The organism is Dermatophilaceae bacterium Soc4.6, assembly GCA_039889245.1.
Taxonomy (GTDB): Bacteria; Actinomycetota; Actinomycetes; order Actinomycetales; family Dermatophilaceae; genus Lapillicoccus.
In genome coordinates this window covers 4252874-4270934 of record JAZGVH010000002.1, presented here as the reverse complement: position 1 = coordinate 4270934, position 18061 = coordinate 4252874, and the positions used below count along the sequence as shown (strand labels likewise).

Annotated in this window: 13 protein-coding genes; 6 read left to right on the top strand and 7 right to left on the bottom strand. The window is 71.6% G+C overall.

All coding sequences use genetic code 11. The features are described from left to right. Positions 1-265 precede the first annotated feature (265 nt). The 4 genes from V3N99_19970 to V3N99_19955 all read right to left on the bottom strand — a co-directional run bounded on the left by V3N99_19970 (position 266) and on the right by V3N99_19955 (position 7647). Positions 266-1570, bottom strand: a complete 1305-nt coding sequence (locus tag V3N99_19970; GenBank protein MEO3939004.1) for an MFS transporter — start codon at positions 1568-1570, stop codon at positions 266-268. 87 nt (positions 1571-1657) lie between these two features. Continuing rightward, positions 1658-4678, bottom strand: coding sequence for a bifunctional [glutamine synthetase] adenylyltransferase/[glutamine synthetase]-adenylyl-L-tyrosine phosphorylase (locus V3N99_19965; GenBank protein MEO3939003.1), 3021 nt, complete (start codon positions 4676-4678; stop codon positions 1658-1660). A 20-nt stretch (positions 4679-4698) separates the two neighbouring features. Continuing rightward, a complete protein-coding gene (glnA, locus tag V3N99_19960; protein ID MEO3939002.1) occupies positions 4699-6036 on the bottom strand; it encodes a type I glutamate--ammonia ligase in 1338 nt (445 codons plus the stop codon). A gap of 48 nt (positions 6037-6084) precedes the next feature. Further along, positions 6085-7647, bottom strand: a complete 1563-nt coding sequence (locus V3N99_19955; GenBank protein MEO3939001.1) for an NAD(P)/FAD-dependent oxidoreductase — start codon at positions 7645-7647, stop codon at positions 6085-6087. 177 nt (positions 7648-7824) lie between these two features. On the opposite strand from V3N99_19955, the gene V3N99_19950 reads away from it, so the two are divergent. Continuing rightward, entirely contained in the window at positions 7825-8643 is an 819-nt protein-coding gene (locus V3N99_19950) for a carboxypeptidase regulatory-like domain-containing protein (GenBank protein MEO3939000.1), read from the top strand. 12 nt (positions 8644-8655) lie between these two features. On the opposite strand, the gene V3N99_19945 is transcribed toward V3N99_19950, so the two are convergent. Continuing rightward, positions 8656-11133, bottom strand: coding sequence for an excinuclease ABC subunit UvrA (locus V3N99_19945; GenBank protein ID MEO3938999.1), 2478 nt, complete (start codon positions 11131-11133; stop codon positions 8656-8658). A gap of 112 nt (positions 11134-11245) precedes the next feature. Here V3N99_19945 and V3N99_19940 point away from each other — a divergent pair, with 112 nt between their 5' ends. From V3N99_19940 to V3N99_19930, 3 genes are all read left to right on the top strand, one after another. Beyond that, entirely contained in the window at positions 11246-13009 is a 1764-nt protein-coding gene (locus V3N99_19940) for an NAD+ synthase (protein ID MEO3938998.1), read from the top strand. Then, positions 13006-13848 carry a 3-methyl-2-oxobutanoate hydroxymethyltransferase gene (gene panB, locus V3N99_19935; GenBank protein MEO3938997.1) on the top strand — a complete coding sequence of 281 codons (843 nt, stop codon included), beginning with the start codon at positions 13006-13008 and terminating at the stop codon, positions 13846-13848. Before V3N99_19940 ends, panB begins: the two co-directional genes overlap by 4 nt. Positions 13849-14113: 265 nt before the next feature. Beyond that, a complete protein-coding gene (locus V3N99_19930; protein MEO3938996.1) occupies positions 14114-15403 on the top strand; it encodes an MFS transporter in 1290 nt (429 codons plus the stop codon). Between the two features lie 11 nt (positions 15404-15414). On the opposite strand, the gene V3N99_19925 is transcribed toward V3N99_19930, so the two are convergent. Further along, positions 15415-15606 carry a methionine aminopeptidase gene (locus V3N99_19925; GenBank protein MEO3938995.1) on the bottom strand — a complete coding sequence of 64 codons (192 nt, stop codon included), beginning with the start codon at positions 15604-15606 and terminating at the stop codon, positions 15415-15417. A gap of 46 nt (positions 15607-15652) precedes the next feature. Between V3N99_19925 and map the strand changes: the two genes are divergently transcribed. Further along, positions 15653-16516 carry a type I methionyl aminopeptidase gene (gene map / locus V3N99_19920; protein MEO3938994.1) on the top strand — a complete coding sequence of 288 codons (864 nt, stop codon included), beginning with the start codon at positions 15653-15655 and terminating at the stop codon, positions 16514-16516. Between the two features lie 44 nt (positions 16517-16560). Beyond that, positions 16561-17388: an ROK family protein gene (locus V3N99_19915; protein MEO3938993.1), complete on the top strand. Its 828-nt coding sequence runs from the start codon at positions 16561-16563 to the stop codon at positions 17386-17388. 19 nt (positions 17389-17407) lie between these two features. Here the strand turns inward: V3N99_19915 and V3N99_19910 are convergent, their stop codons facing one another. Next, complete coding sequence (locus V3N99_19910) at positions 17408-18061, bottom strand: MBL fold metallo-hydrolase (GenBank protein ID MEO3938992.1); 654 nt, start codon at positions 18059-18061, stop codon at positions 17408-17410.

Genomic DNA, 18061 nt, shown 5'->3' with positions numbered 1-18061 from the left:
GATCCCGGGGAAGGCTGTGCCCTCAACTTAGGCAGAAGTTGTGCAAGATACAAGGTCCTTGAACAAGTTTTCGACGTGATCTATCAGTCTTCCCGCGTGAGATTTTCGGTCAAACAGAACTAAGCGCATATAACGACACCCACTTTCGTCCGTAGCGCGAGCATCTCGACCACTGAAGTTGTTCACGCTCCACGATGAGCGGACTGTACCTGCGCAACGGAGAACCCCGCGGCCGCTGATCGTCCGGCACCGGTGAGGACCATGATCATCCCCGGGATGCCGCGGTGCCGGGACCCGCCGGGCCGTCGACCCCGTAGACCCGGGACACCACGGACTCGAGCTGGCGCCGGGGCCACGTCCCACCGACCAGCAGCAGGCCACCCAGGCAGACCACGGCGCAGACGGTCACCGCGGCGGCAGGGGTGGTGTGCTCGGCCAGCCAGCCGGCCACGAGGTAGGCGGCGCCCGACACCCCCACCGACACCGAGGCCGCGAGACCGAGCAGCGTGCCGCGGCGCTCCTGGGGCACCACGAGGGTGAAGGTCGACTGCAGCGGCAACATGAAAGCCTGGAAGACCCCGCTGGCGCACCACAGCAACCAGGTCAGGGCCAGGCTCGGGTGGAACGCCGTCAGGAGCAGGGGCAGGGGCATCAGCACGGCCATCGGCAGCAGCCGCGCGTTGGCCACCCGAGGCGCCCAGCGGCTCACCACCAGGACACCGATCGCGGCCCCGGCGATGGGGGCGCTCATCAGGAGCCCTCCCCACGACCTGTCCTCACCGGCATACGGGATGGCGACGGCCTCGGGGGCGATGACCGCGAGCGTGGAGACCGCGCTCAGGGCGAGGAGCCGCACGAGCACGGGGTCCCTGCCGATGAAGCGCAGACCGGACCTGAGCGAACCCAGCACGCGCAGCCGAGGCGGCGACGACGCCGCGGTCCCGGGTCGCACCACGGCGAGCACGACGACGACCACGACCGCGAAGGTCGCGAGATCCAGGACCAGCCCCGTCGAGACCCCGACGAGACCGATCAACAGACCGCCGAGGGCCAGACCCACCGCCTGGTTGGCCTGGTCAGAGAGGGCCGCGAGGCCCATCGCCCGCACGAAGTGTCGACGATCGGGCAGCAGCTCGGCCCACATCACCTGCGCGGCCGTCGCCGCGGGCGCGCCGAGCAGCTCGAGGAGCACGAGCAGGCACAGCAGCACGAGGAGGGGCAGGCTCAGCTGCACCGCAGTGATCAGGGCGACCACCAGCACGCCACGGGCCGCCGCCGACCCCACGAGGACCGACCGGAAGTGGAAGCGGTCGACCAGGGGGCTCAGCAGGCTCCGGCCGAACACGGCCGGGAGCAGGCTGACGGCCAGGGTGGTGGCCGTCGCGAGCGGCGACTGCGTCCACGCGTAGACCACTGCCGCGACCGCGAGGCGGGCGATGTAGTCACCCCAGGTCGAGAGCGCCTGGACGAGGAACAGCAGGCCCACTCCGGGGACCGCGAAGAGCTCGGTCCACGTCGCGACCTCGGCCGTCTCGGTCCCGGACTCCGTGGAGTCCCCTTGCGTGCCCATCCCTCGTCCTTCGTTGCCTGTCGCCAACCCCCATGACCGGGTCCCGCAGCCACCGCGGCCAGATCCACCGGTGCAGCACCGGCGTGATCAGTCCGCGTAGAAGCTCGACTCCATGGCCGCCCGGCTGCGCCGGCTGATGCGCAGGTAGTCATCCTCCAACGTCGCGCCGCGTCCCGCATCTCGACCGACGATGCGCCCGACACCGTCGGCGTCACGCAGGTCGCTCGGGACGGCATCGACCGCCCGCCCCCGCCACAGCACGGAGGCGCGACGCAGCGAGGTGGCGAAGCCCCACGCCGTGCGCAGGTCGGCGGCAGTCTCGGCCGGGAGCAGACCCGCGGCCTCGGCCGCATCGAGGGCGGCCATGGTCCCCGTGACCCGCAGCGAGGGCACCCGTCCGGCATGCCGCAGCTGCAGCAGCTGCACGGTCCACTCGACGTCGGTGAGGCCGCCGAGACCCAGCTTGAGGTGGGTGCGACGGTCGGCCCCCCGCGGCAGCCGCTCGGCCTCCACTCGGGCCTTCATGAGCCGCACGTCCCGCACCCGGGCTGCGGGCAGCCCCGCCTCGGGATACCTCAGCGGGTCGACCAGGGCCATCATGTCGGCGACGAGCCCGGGGTCCCCGGCCACGGGGAGGGCTCGCAGCAGGGCCTGGAACTCCCAGGTGAGGGCCCACCGGTCGTAGTAGGCGGCATACGAGGCGAGACTGCGCACCAGCGGACCGGCCTTGCCCTCCGGGCGCAGGTCGGCATCGACACCGAGCTGGGGGTCCGGCCCCGGCTCGCCGAGCAGTCGTCGCAGCTCCTGCACCACGGTGAGGGCCCGCTTCTGCGCGACCTCGTCGGGAGTGCCGGGCCGGGGCCGGTGCACGAAGAGGACGTCGGCGTCGGAGGCGTAGCCCATCTCGCGTCCGCCGAGGCTGCCCATGCCGATGACGGCCAGCTCGGTGCCGAGCGGCTCCCCCAACGACTGCTCGACCTGGCGCACGACGGCCTCGAGACAGACCTCGAGGGTCGCCGCGGTGAGGTCGGACAGGGCGTGCCCCACCTCGACGACCCCGATCTGGCCGGTCAGCTGGGCGAAGGCGATGCGCAGCAGCTCGTGCCGGCGGATGGAACGCACGGCCGTCACCCCCACCGCAGGCTCGACCTTGCGCATCGCCGCGCTGCGCATCGTCACCACCAGCTGGTCCTGCGTGCGGGGCAGCAGGCCCCGGTCGTCACCGAGGATCGAGACGCTCTCGGGTGAGCGCACGAGCAGGTCGGCGGCATACCGGCTGCGACCGAGCACGCGGGCGAGCCGCTCGGCCGCTCGGCCCTCGTCCCGCAGCATCTTGAGATACCACGGGATGGTGCCCAGCTCGTCACTGACCCGACGGAAGGCCAGCAGCCCGGCGTCAGGATCGGCCTCGTCGGCCAGCCAGCCCAGCATGACCGGGAGCAGCGTGCGCTGGATCGCCGCGCGGCGCGACACCCCGACGCTGAGGGCCTCGAGATGACGCAGCGCGCCGGCCGGGTCGAGGAAGCCGAGGGCGAGCAGGCGACGGCCGGCCTGCTCCGGGCTGAGTGTCGAGTCGACGGTCCTCATCCGGGCGGCAGCGCCCAGCAGCGGGCGGTAGAAGAGTCGTTCGTGCAGCCGGCGCACCTCTCGGGCGCGTGACTGCCACAGGTCCACCACGGCCTTGGCGGCGTCGATGCGCAGGCCGATCGAGCGCCCCAGCCTCCGCAGGTCGGCGTCACTGGTCGGCATGAGGTGGGTGCGGCGCATGCGGTGCAGCTGGATGCGGTGCTCGAGCGTGCGCAGCAGCCGGTAGGCCTCGTCGAGGGTCGCCGCGTCGTCACGTCCGACGTAGCCGCCCTTCGCCAGCGACGCGAGCGCCTCCAGCGTCGTCGCCGACCTCAGGGTCGGGTCGGAGCGCCCGTGCACCAGCTGGAGCAGCTGCACGGCGAACTCCACGTCGCGCAGGCCGCCCCGGCCGAGCTTGAGCTGTCGACCCGCCTCGGCTGCCGGCACGTGCGCCTCGACCCGACGCCGCATCGCCCGCACGTCCTCGACGAAGTTGTCACGGCCGGACGCCTCCCAGACGAAGGGCCGGATGACCGCGAGGTAGGACTCGCCCACCTCGCGGTCCCCGGCCGACACCCAGGCCTTCAGCAGCGCCTGAAACTCCCAGGTCTTCGCCCAGCGCTCGTAGTAGGCCCGGTGGCCCGCGATGGTGCGCACCAGGGGCCCGTTCTTGCCCTCCGGCCGCAGTGCCGCGTCGACGGGCCACAGGCTCCCCTCGGCCGAGGTGGCCGAGCAGGCCCTCATCAGCGACACCGCCAGCTGGGTGCCCACCTCGATCGCCCGGGCCTCGCTGTGGCCGGCTGCCGGCTCCACGACGAAGATCACGTCGACGTCGGAGACGTAGTTGAGCTCCCCACCACCAGTCTTGCCCATCCCGATCACGGCGAGGCGTGCGGCCTCGTGGCCGGGACCGAGGTCTTCGCGGGCGATGGCCAGCGCCGCCTCGAGCGCCGCCTCGGCGAGCCACGCGAGCTGCTCGGCCACGATGGGCAGGTAGGCGACCGGGTCGCTGGAGGTGAGGTCGAGGGCGGTGATCGAGAGCAGCTGCCGCCGGTAGGCCACCCGCAGGGCGTCGTAGGCCGGCAGCTCGCCCCGGCCCCGTGGGGCCACCGCATCCTGCAGGTCGTTGCGCAGCCCCTCGGCCGTCGGCATCGAGGCCTCGGCGACCGCGCGCCAGTGCTCGGGGTGACGGGCCAGGTGGTCGACCAGCGCGGTCGACCCACCGAGCACCGCCACGAGCCGATCGCGCCCGAGACCGCGGTGACGCAGGGTCGACACCACCTGCAGCCGCTCGACGTCGTCGGCGGCGCCCGCCGGGCTCGGGGTCGCGGCCAGCGACTCGAGCAGGCGCACCAGGCCCAGGAGCGCGAGGTCGGGGTCGGCCGCCCGGCTCAGCGCCTCGACGAGCCCGTCGTCGAAGTGGTCGTCGAGGGGGTCGAGCAGGCCCGCGAGCACCGGGTCGGCCAGCAGGCGGTCAGCCCGCTCCGGCTCCGCGAAACCGAGACGGGCGAGCTGCGCGTGGCTGCTGATCCGGGGAGGCACGAGGCGTCTGGCCGCCGGGGTCAGAGACTCGGCAGGTAGCGGTCGAGCTCGAACTGCGTCACCTGGTGGCGGTAGTCGAGCCACTCCTTGCGCTTGTTGCGCAGGAAGAAGTCGAAGACGTGCTCGCCGAGGGTCTCGGCCACGAGGTCGCTCCTCTCCATGATCTCGAGCGCCCGACCGAGCGAGCTCGGCAGTGGTTGCACCCCCATGGCCAGCCGCTCGCCGTCCGTGAGGCTCCAGACGTCGTCCTCGGTCTCCGGAGGCAGCTCGTACTCGCCCTCGATGCCCTTCAGCCCGGCCGTGAGCAGCACCGCGAAGGCGAGGTAGGGGTTGCAGGCGGCGTCGAGGGAGCGCACCTCGACCCGGCTGGAGTTGCCCTTGTCGGGCTTGTACATCGGGATGCGCACCAGCGCGGAGCGGTTGTTGTGCCCCCAGGTCAGGTGGGCGGGGGCCTCTCCCCCACCCCAGAGTCGCTTGTAGGAGTTGACCCACTGGTTGGTGACGGCGGCGATCTCGGCCCCGTGTCGCAGCAGCCCGGCGATGAACTGCCGGCCCACCCGGCTCAGCTGGTAGGGGGCGCCCGCCTCGTAGAAGGCGTTGGTGTCCCCCTCGAAGAGGCTGAGGTGGGTGTGCATGCCCGAGCCGGGGTGCTCGGCGAACGGCTTCGGCATGAAGGTCGCGTAGATGCCCTGCTCGAGCGCCACCTCCTTGATCACGGTGCGGAAGGTCATGATGTTGTCAGCCGTCGACAGGGCGTCGGCGTAGCGCAGGTCGATCTCGTTCTGCCCCGGCGCGCCCTCGTGGTGGGAGAACTCGACCGAGATCCCCATCGACTCGAGCATCGTGATCGCGGCGCGGCGGAAGTCGTGGCCCATGCCGTGGGGCACGTGGTCGAAGTAACCGGCCTCGTCGACCGGCACCGGGTGACCGCCGGCCGTGTGCGGCTCCTTGAGCAGGAAGAACTCGATCTCGGGGTGGGTGTAGAAGGTGAACCCCATCTCGCCCGCCTTGGTCAGGGCGCGCTGGAGCACGTGGCGCGGGTCGGCCGACGCCGGCGACCCGTCGGGCAGCAGCAGGTCGCAGAACATCCTCGCGGTGCCCGGGTTCTCACCCCGCCACGGCAGCACCTGGAAGGTGCTCGGGTCGGGTCGCACGAGCATGTCGGCCTCGTAGACGCGGGACAGGCCCTCGATCGAGGAGCCGTCGAAGCCGATGCCCTCGGCGAACGCTCCCTCGAGCTCGGCCGGCGCGACGGCGACGGACTTGAGGGTGCCGAGCACATCGGTGAACCACAGCCGCACGAAGCGGATGTCACGCTCCTCGATGGTGCGGAGGACGAACTCTTGCTGACGGTCCATGGTGACATCGTGCCGTATGCCGCGGGCTCGCCGGCGCACAGGCGCGCCCTAGTCGCCCGTCAGCTCCAGGACGGCCCGCGCCGCGTTGTGCCCGGCGATGCCAGAGACCCCGCCGCCACGTCGGGCACCGGCACCCGCCAGGGTGATCCGCGGGTAGCGGGTCTCGCCTCCCCAGCGCCCGACCTCGTCCGGCTGCTCGGCCCACGGCCACTGCAGGGCGCGGTGGAAGATGTTGCCGCCGGGCAGGGCGAGGTCGCCCTCGAGGTCGAGGGGGCTGCGGACCTCGATGGCCGCAAGTCCGTCGGCGTCGCGCAGCAGCAGCGGCTCGAGCGGCTCGCCCAGCACGCCGTCGAGGGCCGTCATGACCGCCCGCAGGGCCTCGTCGCGACGGGTCTCGTGGTCGGGCGCGAAGACCCGGGCGGGGAAGTGGAGACCGAAGAGGGTCAGGGTCTGCGCGTCGGACTCGGCCAGCTCGGGCCCTAGGATCGATCGGTCCGACAGGGTGTGGCAGTAGATCTCGGACGGGCCGCCGGCGGGGACGACGCCCGTGGCTGCCAGGGCATACGCCTCCTGCAGCTGGGTGAAGGTCTCGGCGACGTGGAAGGTGCCGGAGAAGGCGGCCACCGGGTCGATGCGGGGGTCGGCCAGCCGGGGTAGCCGACGAAGCAGCATGTTGACCTTCAGCTGCGACCCCTCGGGCGCCGGCCCGCTCGAGACCGGCCCGGCCCCGGCGGAGGCGAGCAGCCGGTCGAGCACGGCCGGGGCCAGCCCGACCAGGACCTGCCCCCGGGTCGAGCGAGCCCGGCCCTCGTGGGTCCAGGTGACCTCGCCATCGGCCGTCACCGCGGTGACCTCGGCCCCGGTGACGATCGTGGCTCCTGCGTGGGCCGCAGCGCGGGCGAGGGCACCGCTGACGGCCCCCATCCCGCCCACGGGGACGTCCCAGTCGCCTGTGCCACCACCCACCAGGTGGTAGAGGAAGCAGGTGTTCTGGGCCAGGGAGGGGTCGTCGAGGTCGGCAAACGTCCCGATGAGCGCGTCCGAGGCGACGAGTCCCCGCACGAGGTCGTCGTCGAAGGTGGCGCGCAGCAGCTCGCCCAGCGGTCTCGTCGTGAGCGCGTCCCAGAGGTCGTCGTCACCGACGAGGTCACGCAGCTCGGCCGGCGATCGCAGAGGCTGCAGGACCGTGGGCCAGATCTGCCGGGCCAACGCCCCCATCCGAGCGTAGAAGCGTTCCCACGCCTCGAAGTCGCGGTCGTCGCCCGTGACCTCGACGAACGACGCCCTGGTCGAGGCGGGGTCGGCGGTGTCGACCAGGAGGCCGCGACGAGGGTCCGACGGGAGCGGGGTGTAGCTGGAGTAGCGGCGACGGACCAGCCGCAGATCGAGGTCGAGGTCGCGCACCAGCTGCTGCGGGAGGAGCGAGACGAGGTAGGAGTAGCGCGACAGGCGGGCGTCCAGGCCAGCAAAGGCGCGCGCCGAGACCGCAGCCCCGCCGACGTGGTCGAGGCGCTCGAGCACCAGCACGCTGCGACCTGCTCGTGCGAGGTAGGCCGCGGCGGTGAGGCCGTTGTGGCCGGCGCCGATGACGATGTCGTCGTAGGTGGTCACGAGTCACGACCCTACGACCCGGTGACGACCCGCACACCTCTCGAGATCGGTCGTGCCCCGCCAGACCCCTCGTGGCACGAGCCGCTGGTCGACAAAGACCACGAAGGGGTCTCTTTCTCAGGTCAGATCCCGACCTGACCGGAGGATCTCCTGGGCGCCACCGACGCCGGTGACGCGATGCCGGCCGAGGACTTCCACGTCCGTCCCGCGGCCCAGACCCCGCGCACGTCGATCAGCGGCCGGGTCACCGACCCCAGCAGTGGCAACACCCCGCTGGCCGGCGTCGTCGTCCACGTCACGGGCCACGACTCGGGCTACTCGAGCGACTACACCGCCGTCACCAACGGCACGGGCACCTACGTCATCCCGAACGTCTTGCCAGGCACCTACGCCAAGGTCGTCGCGAGCAAGGACGGCTACGAGCTGTCGACCAAGGCGGTCAACACCCGCAAGGCGAGCGACGGCAGCTTCACGCTGCGCCGCGACTGGGCCGCCGCCAGCGGCGGGGCCGATGTGGTCGGCTTCAACGGACCCGACTACTCGAGCTTCTCGTGCGGTCCCCGGGGCGCCATCGACCTGTCCCAGGGCAGCGGCTGGGGCTCGACCACCGGTGACGACAACGGCACCCCGACCAACGTCTTCGTGCCGAAGTACGTCACGGTCGACCTCGGCGCCACGGTCGACGTGTCGTCGTTCGCCGTCGACCCGTCGTCCACCTGTGGCGACCCCGGCAGCTCGGCCACGGGCGCCTACCGCATCGACACGTCGGTCGACGGCACCACCTGGACGACCGCCACCATGGGCACCTTCACGGCCACCGACCGCGGGCGCTACAACCAGGTGCCGGTGGCAGCGAGCGGTGTGCGCTTCGTGAAGCTCTGGATCCTGGGCAGCCAGGTGCCGAGCTTTGCCACCAGCTGTCCCTCGGGGGGCTTCGGTGGCTGCACCTACAGCGACCTCACCGAGCTCCAGGTCTTCGGGTCACCCGCCGCCTGAGGCCTGCTCGGCTCACTCGAGGCCCAGTCTGCGGGCGAGATAGGGAGCCGTCGCCCCGGCTCCGGCGACCGCGACGTCGTACGGCGTGCCGGTGGCGACGACCCTCCCCCCGGCGTCACCGCCCCCGGGGCCGAGGTCGACCACCCAGTCGGCGGTGGCCACGGTGTCGAGGTCGTGCTCGACGAGCACGACGGTGTTGCCCGCGTCGACGAGCCGATGCAGCTGCTCCAGCAGCAGCAGGACGTCGGCCGGGTGCAGTCCGGTCGTCGGCTCGTCGAGCAGGTAGAGGGTGTGCCCGCGTCGAGCCCGCTGCAGCTCCGTGGCCAGCTTGATGCGCTGTGCCTCCCCACCGCTCAGCTCGGTCGCCGGCTGCCCGAGCCGCAGGTAGCCCAACCCCACGTCGCGCAGGGTCTGCAGGCTGCGCAGCACCTGGGGAACACCGGCGAAGAAGAGCGCAGCCTCGTCGACCGACATCGCCAGCACCTCGGCGACGGAGCGCCCGCCGTAGGTCACCTCGAGGGTCTGCGGGTCGTAGCGCGCTCCGTGACAGGTGGGGCAGGGCGCGTAGGTGGCGGGCAGGAACATCAGCTCGACCGAGACGAATCCCTCGCCCTGGCAGGTGCCACACCGTCCCTCGGCGACGTTGAAGGAGAATCGCCCCGCTCCGTATCCCCGACGCCGAGCCTCGTCGGTGCTGGCGAACAGACTACGGACGGCGTCGAAGAGGCCGGTGTAGGTGGCGAGGTTGGACCGGGGGGTGCGCCCGATCGGCCGTTGGTCGACCAGGACGAGTCGCTCGAGCGACTCCATTCCCGAGACACCACCGATGTCGACTGCCGGATCGCTCTCGTCCTGCGGCTCGAGGTCGGATTCCGTTGGCTCAGCGGGATGGCGCGTCAGACCTAGGTGCCGGCGCACGACCTCGGCGAGGACCTGGGTGACCAGCGTCGACTTGCCCGACCCCGAGACGCCGGTGACCGCCGTCATCACCCGGAGGGGCACGTCGAGCGAGACGCCCACGAGGTTGTGCCGTGAGACGTCGTGCATTCGCAGCCATCCGTCGGGTGAGCGCGGGTCGTGCTGGGGGCGCGGCACCCGACCGAAGAGGTGGGCGCTGGTCGGCGACTCGTCCACGTGCTCGAGCCCCGCGACCGGCCCGGAGTAGAGCACCCGGCCCCCGCCCTCACCGGCAGCCGGCCCGATGTCGACCACCCAGTCGGCCCGCCGGACGACGTCCATGTCGTGCTCCACGACGAACAGCGTGTTGCCCGACGCCCTCAGCCGGTCGAGCACCGCGAGCAGCGGCTCCGCATCGGCCGGGTGGAGCCCGGCAGAAGGCTCGTCGAGCACGTAGACCACGCCGAAGAGACCCGAGCGCAGAGCGGTCGCGATCCGCAGTCGCTGGGCCTCGCCGGGTGAGAGCGTGGTCGAGGTGCGGCCCAGCCCGAGATAGCCGAGACCCAGGTCGACCAGCACCTCGAGCCGCGTCACGAGGTCCGAGCTGAGGACGGTGGCCGCCTCGCTCGCCCGGCTGTCTGCCGACCCACCCAGCAGGCTCGCCAGCTCGGTGAAGGGCATCGCGTTGATCTCGTCGATCGCGAGCCCTGCGTAGGTGACCTCGAGGGCCTGCCGCGTCAGCCCGCTGCCGCGGCACGGCCGACAGGGCTCGGTGCGCACGAAGCGCAACGCGCGTGCGCGCATCGTCGGGCTCCCCGAGTCGGCCAGCACGTGGTGCACGTGCTTGCGGGCGCTCCAGAAGGTCCCGTGGTAGTCGCGGCCGGTCGAGTCGTCGCGCTCGCCGCGTCGGGTGACCAGGACCGACGGCTGCTCGTCGGTGTAGAGCACCCAGTCGCGGTCCTCCCGAGAGAGCTCGCGCCACGGACGGTCGACGTCGATGCCGAGGGTGGCGACGATGCGGCGCAGGTTGGCCCCCTGCCAGGCGCCCGGCCAGGCCGCCACCGCTCCGTCACGGATGCTCAACGAGGGGTCTGGGACCAGGAGGTCCTCGGCGACGTCGTGCACGACCCCGAGGCCGTGGCACTCGGGGCAGGCGCCGACCGCCGTGTTGGGCGAGAAGGCCTCGGCCGCGAGGTGCCCCGCGCCCGGCGGGTAGGTGCCGGCCCGTGAGTAGAGCATGCGCATCAGGTTGGACAGCGTCGTGATGGTGCCGACGGTCGAGCGCGAGCTCGGCGCACCACGTCGCTGCTGCAGCGCGACAGCCGGCGGCAGCCCGGTGATCTCCCGCACGTGCGGCGCAGCCACCTGCTGCAGCAGTCGCCGTGCGTACGGGGCGACCGACTCGACGTAGCGACGCTGCGCCTCGGCATACAGCGTGCCGAAGGCCAGCGACGACTTGCCCGAACCGGACACCCCCGTGAAGGCGACGAGCGCGTCGCGCGGCAGGTCGACGTCGATGTCACGCAGGTTGTGCACGCTGGCCCCCCGCACGTGGACGAAGCCGTCGATGTGCGGAGGTGTCGGGGGAGGCATGACGGACATGATGGGCACGCTGTTCACGGGCTATTCCTACCCGTCCGGACACCAGCCCAGCCCGTCCGCACCGGTCGACCGCCCGCCGGGGCCCGCAGATAGGCTCCGGTGCATGGCACAGCTGCGGCTCGCGATGGCCCAGGTCAACCCCACGGTGGGCGACCTCGAGGGCAACGCCGCCATGATCCGCGGGCGGGTGGCCGAGGCAGCCGCAGCGGGCGCGCACCTCGTGGCCTTCCCCGAGATGGTCCTGACCGGCTACCCCGTCGAGGACCTCGCCCTGCGGTCGTCGTTCGTGCGGGCCTCTCAGCAGGCCCTGGGTGCGCTGGCCGTCGCCCTCGCCGGTGACGGCCACGGCGACCTGCCGGTCGTCGTGGGCTATCTCGACACCGCGGTCGACGCCCGCCCCTACGGCGACCGCGACCGCGATCCCAGCCGCACCCTGCCCCAGAACTGCGCCGCCGTGCTCGTGGGCGGCGAAGTCGTGGCCCGCTACGCCAAGCACCACCTGCCCAACTACGGGGTCTTCGACGAGTACCGCATCTTCGCTCCCGGCGAGACGCTCACGGTCGTGCGGGTGCGTGGGGTCGACGTGGCCATCGCGATCTGCGAGGACCTCTGGCAGGAGGGCGGTCCCGTCGCGCAGACCCGCGCGGCAGGCGCCGAGCTGCTCCTGGTGATCAACGGCTCGCCCTACGAGCGGGAGAAGAACGACACCCGGCTTCAGCTGGTGGCCCGCCGTGCGGGTGAGGCCGGCTGCGCGCTGGCCTACCTCAACACGGTCGGGGGGCAGGACGAGCTCGTCTTCGACGGTGACTCGATGGTGGTCGGCCGCGACGGTGAGCTGATCGCCCGTGGCCCGCAGTTCGTCGAGGACCTCGTCGTCGTCGACCTCGACCTCCACTCCTCGACCGTCGACGGCGAGGTGCTGCCCGCCGGCGTCGCCCACGTCGTCGTCAGCGAGGAGGCCCTCGCGCCCTACGAGCCGCTGCCCGCGCGCATCTACCCGAGGCTCGACCCGGTCGAGGAGGTCTGGCGGGCGGTCGGTCTCGGGCTCCACGACTACGTGCGCAAGAACGGCTTCGGCAAGGTGCTGCTCGGGGTCTCCGGCGGGATCGACTCGACCGTCGTGGCCACGCTCGCCGCCGACGTGCTCGGCGGCGAGAACGTCATCGGCATCAGCAACCCGAGCAAGTACTCCTCCCAGGGCAGCAAGGACGACGCACAGCAGCTGTGCGAGAACCTCGGCGCCGACTACCGCGTCGTGCCCATCGAGCCGATGGTCAGCCCCTTCGTCGAGGGCCTGGCCCTGACCGGTGTGGCCGAGGAGAACCTCCAGGCGCGGGTGCGCGGCGTCATCTGGATGGCGATCAGCAACGCCGAGGGACCGCTGGTGCTGGCCAACAGCAACAAGTCCGAGGTCTCGGTGGGCTACTCCACGATCTACGGCGACAGCGTCGGCGGCTACGCGCCGATCAAGGACGTGCCCAAGACCCTGGTCTGGGAGCTGGCGCGGTGGCGCAACCGGTATGCCGTCGAGCACGGTCAGAGCCCCCCGATCCCCGAGTCGACCATCACCAAGCCACCCTCGGCGGAGCTGCGCCCCGACCAGACCGACCAGGACTCCCTACCTCCCTACGAGGTGCTCGACGCGATCCTCGCCGGCTACGTCGGGGTGGCCCACGGCCGCGACCAGCTGATCGCCGACGGCTTCGACCCCGAGACGGTCGACCGCGTCATCCTGCTGGTCGACCGCGCCGAGTGGAAGCGACGGCAGTTCGCCCCCGGCCCCAAGATCTCACCCCTGGCCTTCGGCAAGGACCGACGGCTACCCATCACGAGCCGCTGGCGCGAGCGCGAGGACGACCATCGATGAGCGACGACGAGCAGTCCCCCTATCCCACACCGCCGGCGACCGGACGCGTGCGCCTACCGCTGCTGCAGCGCTGGAAGACCGAGGGTCGGCGGTGGGCGATGCTCACCGCCTACGACCGCTACTCGGCCGAGATCTTCGACGAGGCCGGGATCCCCGTGCTCCTGGTCGGAGACTCGGCGGCCAACACGGTGCTGGGCTACGCGAGCACCGTGCCCGTCACCAGCGACGAGCTGATTCCGCTGGTACGGGCGGTTGCTCGGTCGGCAGCCCGGGCCCTCGTGGTGGCCGACCTCCCCTTCGGGTCCTACGGGTCCACCCCTGAGCAGGGCGCCGCCACCGCCGTGCGCTTCATGAAGGAGGGGCTGGCCCACGCGGTCAAGCTCGAGGGCGGGGTCGACATGGTGCCGACCGTGCAGCTGCTCGTGCGCCTCGGGATCCCCGTCATGGCCCACCTCGGCTTCACCCCGCAGAGCGAGCACACCCTCGGCGGCTACAAGGTGCAGGGTCGCGGCTCCGGTGCCGAGCGGCTGGTCGCCGACGCCCGGGCCCTCGAGGCTGCCGGAGCCTTTGCCGTCGTCCTCGAGATGGTGCCCGCCCCCGCGGCGCAGGAGGTCACCGCCGCGCTGTCCATTCCCACGATCGGGATCGGCGCCGGCAACGGCTGCGACGCCCAGGTGCTGGTGTGGCAGGACATGGCCGGCCTCACCGGTCCTGGTGGCCCACGTTTCGTCAAGCGCTACGCCGACCTGCGGTCGACACTGCGCGACGCTGCCAGTGCGTATGCCGCCGACGTGGCGACAGGCTCCTTCCCCGGCCCCGAGCACACCTTCGACACGTAGCCGCAGGTGGGTCGCTCAGATCGTGAGGACCCGCACGGACCCGCACGGACCCGCACGGTGCGGCCTGGCTCGACGAGCACGGTGCTCACGCCGCGGCACTATCCGCCCGGGCCCTCACACAGGGAAGCCAGCCTCGGTCCTCAGCCGGCCCTGACCACCTGGAGCACCTGCCTCGCGGTGCCTTGGCCCGGATGGCCTCGACCACGGTGCCGTGGGTCGCCGCTAACGCGTCGATCCGGCGCTCTTCTGCTGGCAGACTGGTCAGGTGCACGACCTTCTCCGGCGGGTGGCCCTGGACGTCACCCCGTGGCGGTCCTCGCGCGACTTCCGGCTCCTCTTCCTGGCCGGCACCGTCTTCTACCTCGGCGGCATGGTCAGCTACGTCGCCTTGCCCTACCAGCTCTACCAGCTCACCGGCTCCAACCTCGTCGTCGGCGCGGTCGGCCTCGTCGAGCTCGTGCCCCTCGTCGTCTTCGGCCTGTGGGGCGGGGCCCTGGCCGACCACGTCGACCGTCGGACGCTGGTGCTCTCGACCGGCCTCGCTCAGGCCGTGCTGACCGCGGTCCTGGTCGTCAACGCCCTGCTGCCCCGACCCCAGGTGTGGGTGGTGTTCGTCATCGCCGCGCTGCTGTCGGCGGCCCAGTCGTTGCAGCGGCCGTCACGCGAGGCGCTGCTCCCCCGCACCGTGCGCCACGACGAGCTGACGGCCGCGGTCGCGATGTCGTCGGTCGGCATGCAGACCGGCATGCTCGTCGGTCCGGCGATCGGCGGTCTCCTCGTGGCGACGGCCGGGGTCGCGTGGTGCTTCGTGGTCGACGTCGGTGGGCTCCTCTGCGCCTGTGCGCTGTTCGCGCTGTTGCGGCCCTACCCCCCGCTCGAGGACTCGGAGCCCCCCAGCCTGCGCGGCATCCGCGAGGGCATCACCTATGCCGTCCGCCGCCCCGACCTGCTCGGTACCTACGTGATCGACCTGGTCGCGATGTTCCTCGCGCTGCCGACCGTGCTCTTTCCGGCTCTCGCGCAGGACGTGCTGCGCCAGCCCGGTCTGCTGGGACTGCTCTACTCCGTCGAGACGGTGGGCGGGCTGCTGGCGGCCCTGACCTCAGGGTGGACCACCCGGGTCCACCACCACGGCCGAGCCGTCGTCCTCGCGGCCATCGGCTGGGGGGCGGCGATCGCGCTCGCCGGCACGACTGACCACCCGGTCGTGGTGCTGCTCGGCTTCGCCCTCGGCGGTGCCTTCGACGAGCTCAGCGGCATCTTCCGCGGCACCATCTGGCACCAGACCATCCCCGACTCGATGCGTGGGCGGCTCGCCGGCATCGAGATGCTGTCCTACTCGGTTGGTCCCCTCGGCGGGCAGGTGCGCTCGGGGCTCGTGGCCGACCGCTTCGGCGTGCGTCAGTCGATCGTCTCGGGTGGGATCCTGTGCGTCGTGGGGGTGGGTGCCACCGCCGCCTGGCTACGCGGCTTCTGGTCCTACGACCAGCGCACCGACCCGTATGCCGTGCACGAGCGCCGGGTGCGTGCCGAGCACGAACCCACGGTCTCGTGAGCTGACGAGGGTCAGCCCTTGGTGCTCCCGGCAGCGCCCCACTCGCGGTCGTCGGCGTCCCACTGCTCGGTGCGCTCGCGGGCACTCTGCAGGGCACGCCCGGCGTCGTCGGCCGTGGGGTAGGGACCCATGACCTGTGCCCCCTGGCTCTTGGTCTCGTCGCTCTCGACCTCGCCGCTGTCGACGTTGTACCAGTACTGCACGCGCATCTCCTTCGTCGTGGGGGTCCCGCCTCCTAGACTCCACCGTATGCCGGTCACATACGCAAGCGTCGCCCCCGCCGACGTCTCCCCCCTGCGCCCGGTGCCACGGACGATCGCGCGTCCGGAGTATGTCGGTCGCCCCGCGCCCGCCCCCTTCACGGGTGCCGAGGTCAAGGACGCGGAGACCATCGACAAGATGCGGGCCGCCGGACGGATCGCGGCCCAGGCCATGGCGGCCGCCGCGTCGGTCATCGCCCCCGGGGTGACGACCGAGGAGATCGACCGCGTCGGTCACGAGTTCCTGCTGGACCACGGCGCCTACCCCTCCACCCTCGGCTACCGGGGCTTCCCCAAGTCGCTGTGCACCTCGGTCAACGAGGTCATCTGCCACGGCATCCCCGACGCGCGCCGGCTCGAGGACGGCGACATCGTCAACATCGACCTCACGGCCTTCGTCGACGGCGTGCACGGCGACACCGACGCGACCTATCTCTGCGGCGACGTCGACGAGGAGTCGCGACTGCTGGTCGAGCGCACCCGCGAGGCGATGATGCGTGGTATCAAGGCTGCTCGCGCAGGTCGCGAGGTCAACGTGATCGGCCGGGTCATCGAGTCCTACGCCCGGCGCTTCGGCTACGGTGTCGTGCGCGACTACACCGGGCACGGCATCGGTTCCACCTTCCACAGCGGTCTCATCATCCCGCACTACGACTCGGCCCCGGCCTACGACACCGTGATCGAGGTCGGCATGACCTTCACGGTCGAGCCCATGCTCAACCTCGGCTCACCCGACTGGGAGATGTGGGACGACGGATGGACCGTCGTGACGAAGGACCGCCGCCGCTCAGCCCAGTTCGAGCACACCCTCCTCGTGACGGAGGACGGCCCCGAGATCCTCACCCTCCCCTGATCGCCCACCCCACCCGTCGGACCCACGGCAGACAAGGCTGACCCATGAGCAGCAAGACCTCCAAGCGCGGATTCCCTCTCGGCATCGATGTCGGCGGCAGCGGCATCAAGGCTGCACCGGTCGACCTCGAGAAGGGGTCGTTCGCCGCGAAGCGCAAACGGGTGGACACCCCGCAGCCGGCCACGCCCGAGGCCGTCATCGAGGTCATCGCCCAGCTCGTCGAGCACTTCGCCGACCAGGTGGGCGATGCGCCCATCGGGGTGACCGTGCCCGCGGTCGTCACCCACGGCACCGTCCGCTCGGCGGCCAACATCGACCAGGCGTGGATCGACTTCGAGGGTGAGAAGGCGATGTCGAAGGCGCTCGGGCGCGAGGTCACCCTCGTCAACGACGCCGACGCCGCGGGCTACGGCGAGCTGCACTACGGCGCCGCCAAGAACGAGAACGGCCTGGTCATCCTCACGACCCTGGGCACTGGCATCGGCAGTGCCATCCTCTACAACAACCTGCTGGTGCCCAACAGCGAGCTCGGCCACCTCGAGATCGACGGCAAGGATGCCGAGAAGGAGGCGGCCTCGTCGGTCAAGGACCGGCTCGGTATGAGCTACGAGGACTACGCCCTGCGGCTGCAGCGCTACTACGAGGTCGTGGAGGCCCTCTTCTCCCCCGACCTCTTCGTCGTCGGGGGTGGGATCTCCAAGGACGCCGACCAGTTCCTCCACCTGCTGAGGCTGCGGACCCCGATCATCCCGGCCCTGCTGGAGAACAAGGCGGGCATCATCGGTGCGGCCAGGCTGGCGTCCGAAGCGGCCGGCACCTTCAAGCCGACGCGCCCGACCCCGCTGCACACGGTCAAGGACGACCACCGCTGACGACGCCCCGGCGACGACGTCAGACCTCGTGGGCGAGACCGTCGCCGAGGTCGAGCAGCTCGAGCCCGTCGCCGCCCCAGGTCAGGATGTGGTGCAGGTAGAGACTGCACCCGGCCGGGCTGAGCAGTGCCTGGTGGATGGGAGTGACGACCCGCGGTGCGACGCGCCGGACGAAGTCGATGGACTCGCTGACCTTGCACCACGGTCCGTTGACCGGCACGGCCAGCACGTCCACGTCGCCGGGCTCGCCGTCGTAGGCGTCGCCCGGGTGGTAGAGGCTGGGCTCGCCCGCCGCGCGCACCACGACCCCGACGTTGGTGCAGCGCAGGACGCCGTCGTGGTTGACAGCATGCCTCTCACCCACGGGGTGCAGGGTGACGTCCCCCACCGTGAGCTGCTCACCCTCGACGAGGGCACGAGCGGACGTGATTCCGTCGGCAGCGAGCAGGGCGACCGTCTCAGGGTCGGCGAGGACCACGGCACCGGGGTTGGCCCCCAGCAGCCCGCCCACCCGGTCCCGGTCGAGGTGGTCGGCGTGCTGGTGGGTCGCGATGACCGCGTCGAGACCCGTCAGCTCGTCGAAACCGGCACTGAAGGTGCCGGGGTCGATCAGCAGACGGGTCGATCCCACCTCGACGAGGAGGCAGGCGTGGCCGAGGTGGGTCAGGCGCAT

Excerpts from the sequence above, each read along its gene's own strand:
- map (MEO3938994.1), top strand. The coding sequence starts at position 15,653 with ATGCCGGTCACATACGCAAGCGTCGCCCCCGCCGACGTCTCCCCCCTG.
- V3N99_19945 (MEO3938999.1), bottom strand. The coding sequence starts at position 11,133 with ATGCCTCCCCCGACACCTCCGCACATCGACGGCTTCGTCCACGTGCGG.
- V3N99_19940 (MEO3938998.1), top strand. The coding sequence starts at position 11,246 with ATGGCACAGCTGCGGCTCGCGATGGCCCAGGTCAACCCCACGGTGGGC.
- V3N99_19950 (MEO3939000.1), top strand. The coding sequence starts at position 7,825 with ATGCCGGCCGAGGACTTCCACGTCCGTCCCGCGGCCCAGACCCCGCGC.
- V3N99_19910 (MEO3938992.1), bottom strand. The coding sequence starts at position 18,061 with ATGCGCCTGACCCACCTCGGCCACGCCTGCCTCCTCGTCGAGGTGGGA.
- glnA (MEO3939002.1), bottom strand. The coding sequence starts at position 6,036 with ATGGACCGTCAGCAAGAGTTCGTCCTCCGCACCATCGAGGAGCGTGAC.
- V3N99_19915 (MEO3938993.1), top strand. The coding sequence starts at position 16,561 with ATGAGCAGCAAGACCTCCAAGCGCGGATTCCCTCTCGGCATCGATGTC.
- panB (MEO3938997.1), top strand. The coding sequence starts at position 13,006 with ATGAGCGACGACGAGCAGTCCCCCTATCCCACACCGCCGGCGACCGGA.
- V3N99_19970 (MEO3939004.1), bottom strand. The coding sequence starts at position 1,570 with ATGGGCACGCAAGGGGACTCCACGGAGTCCGGGACCGAGACGGCCGAG.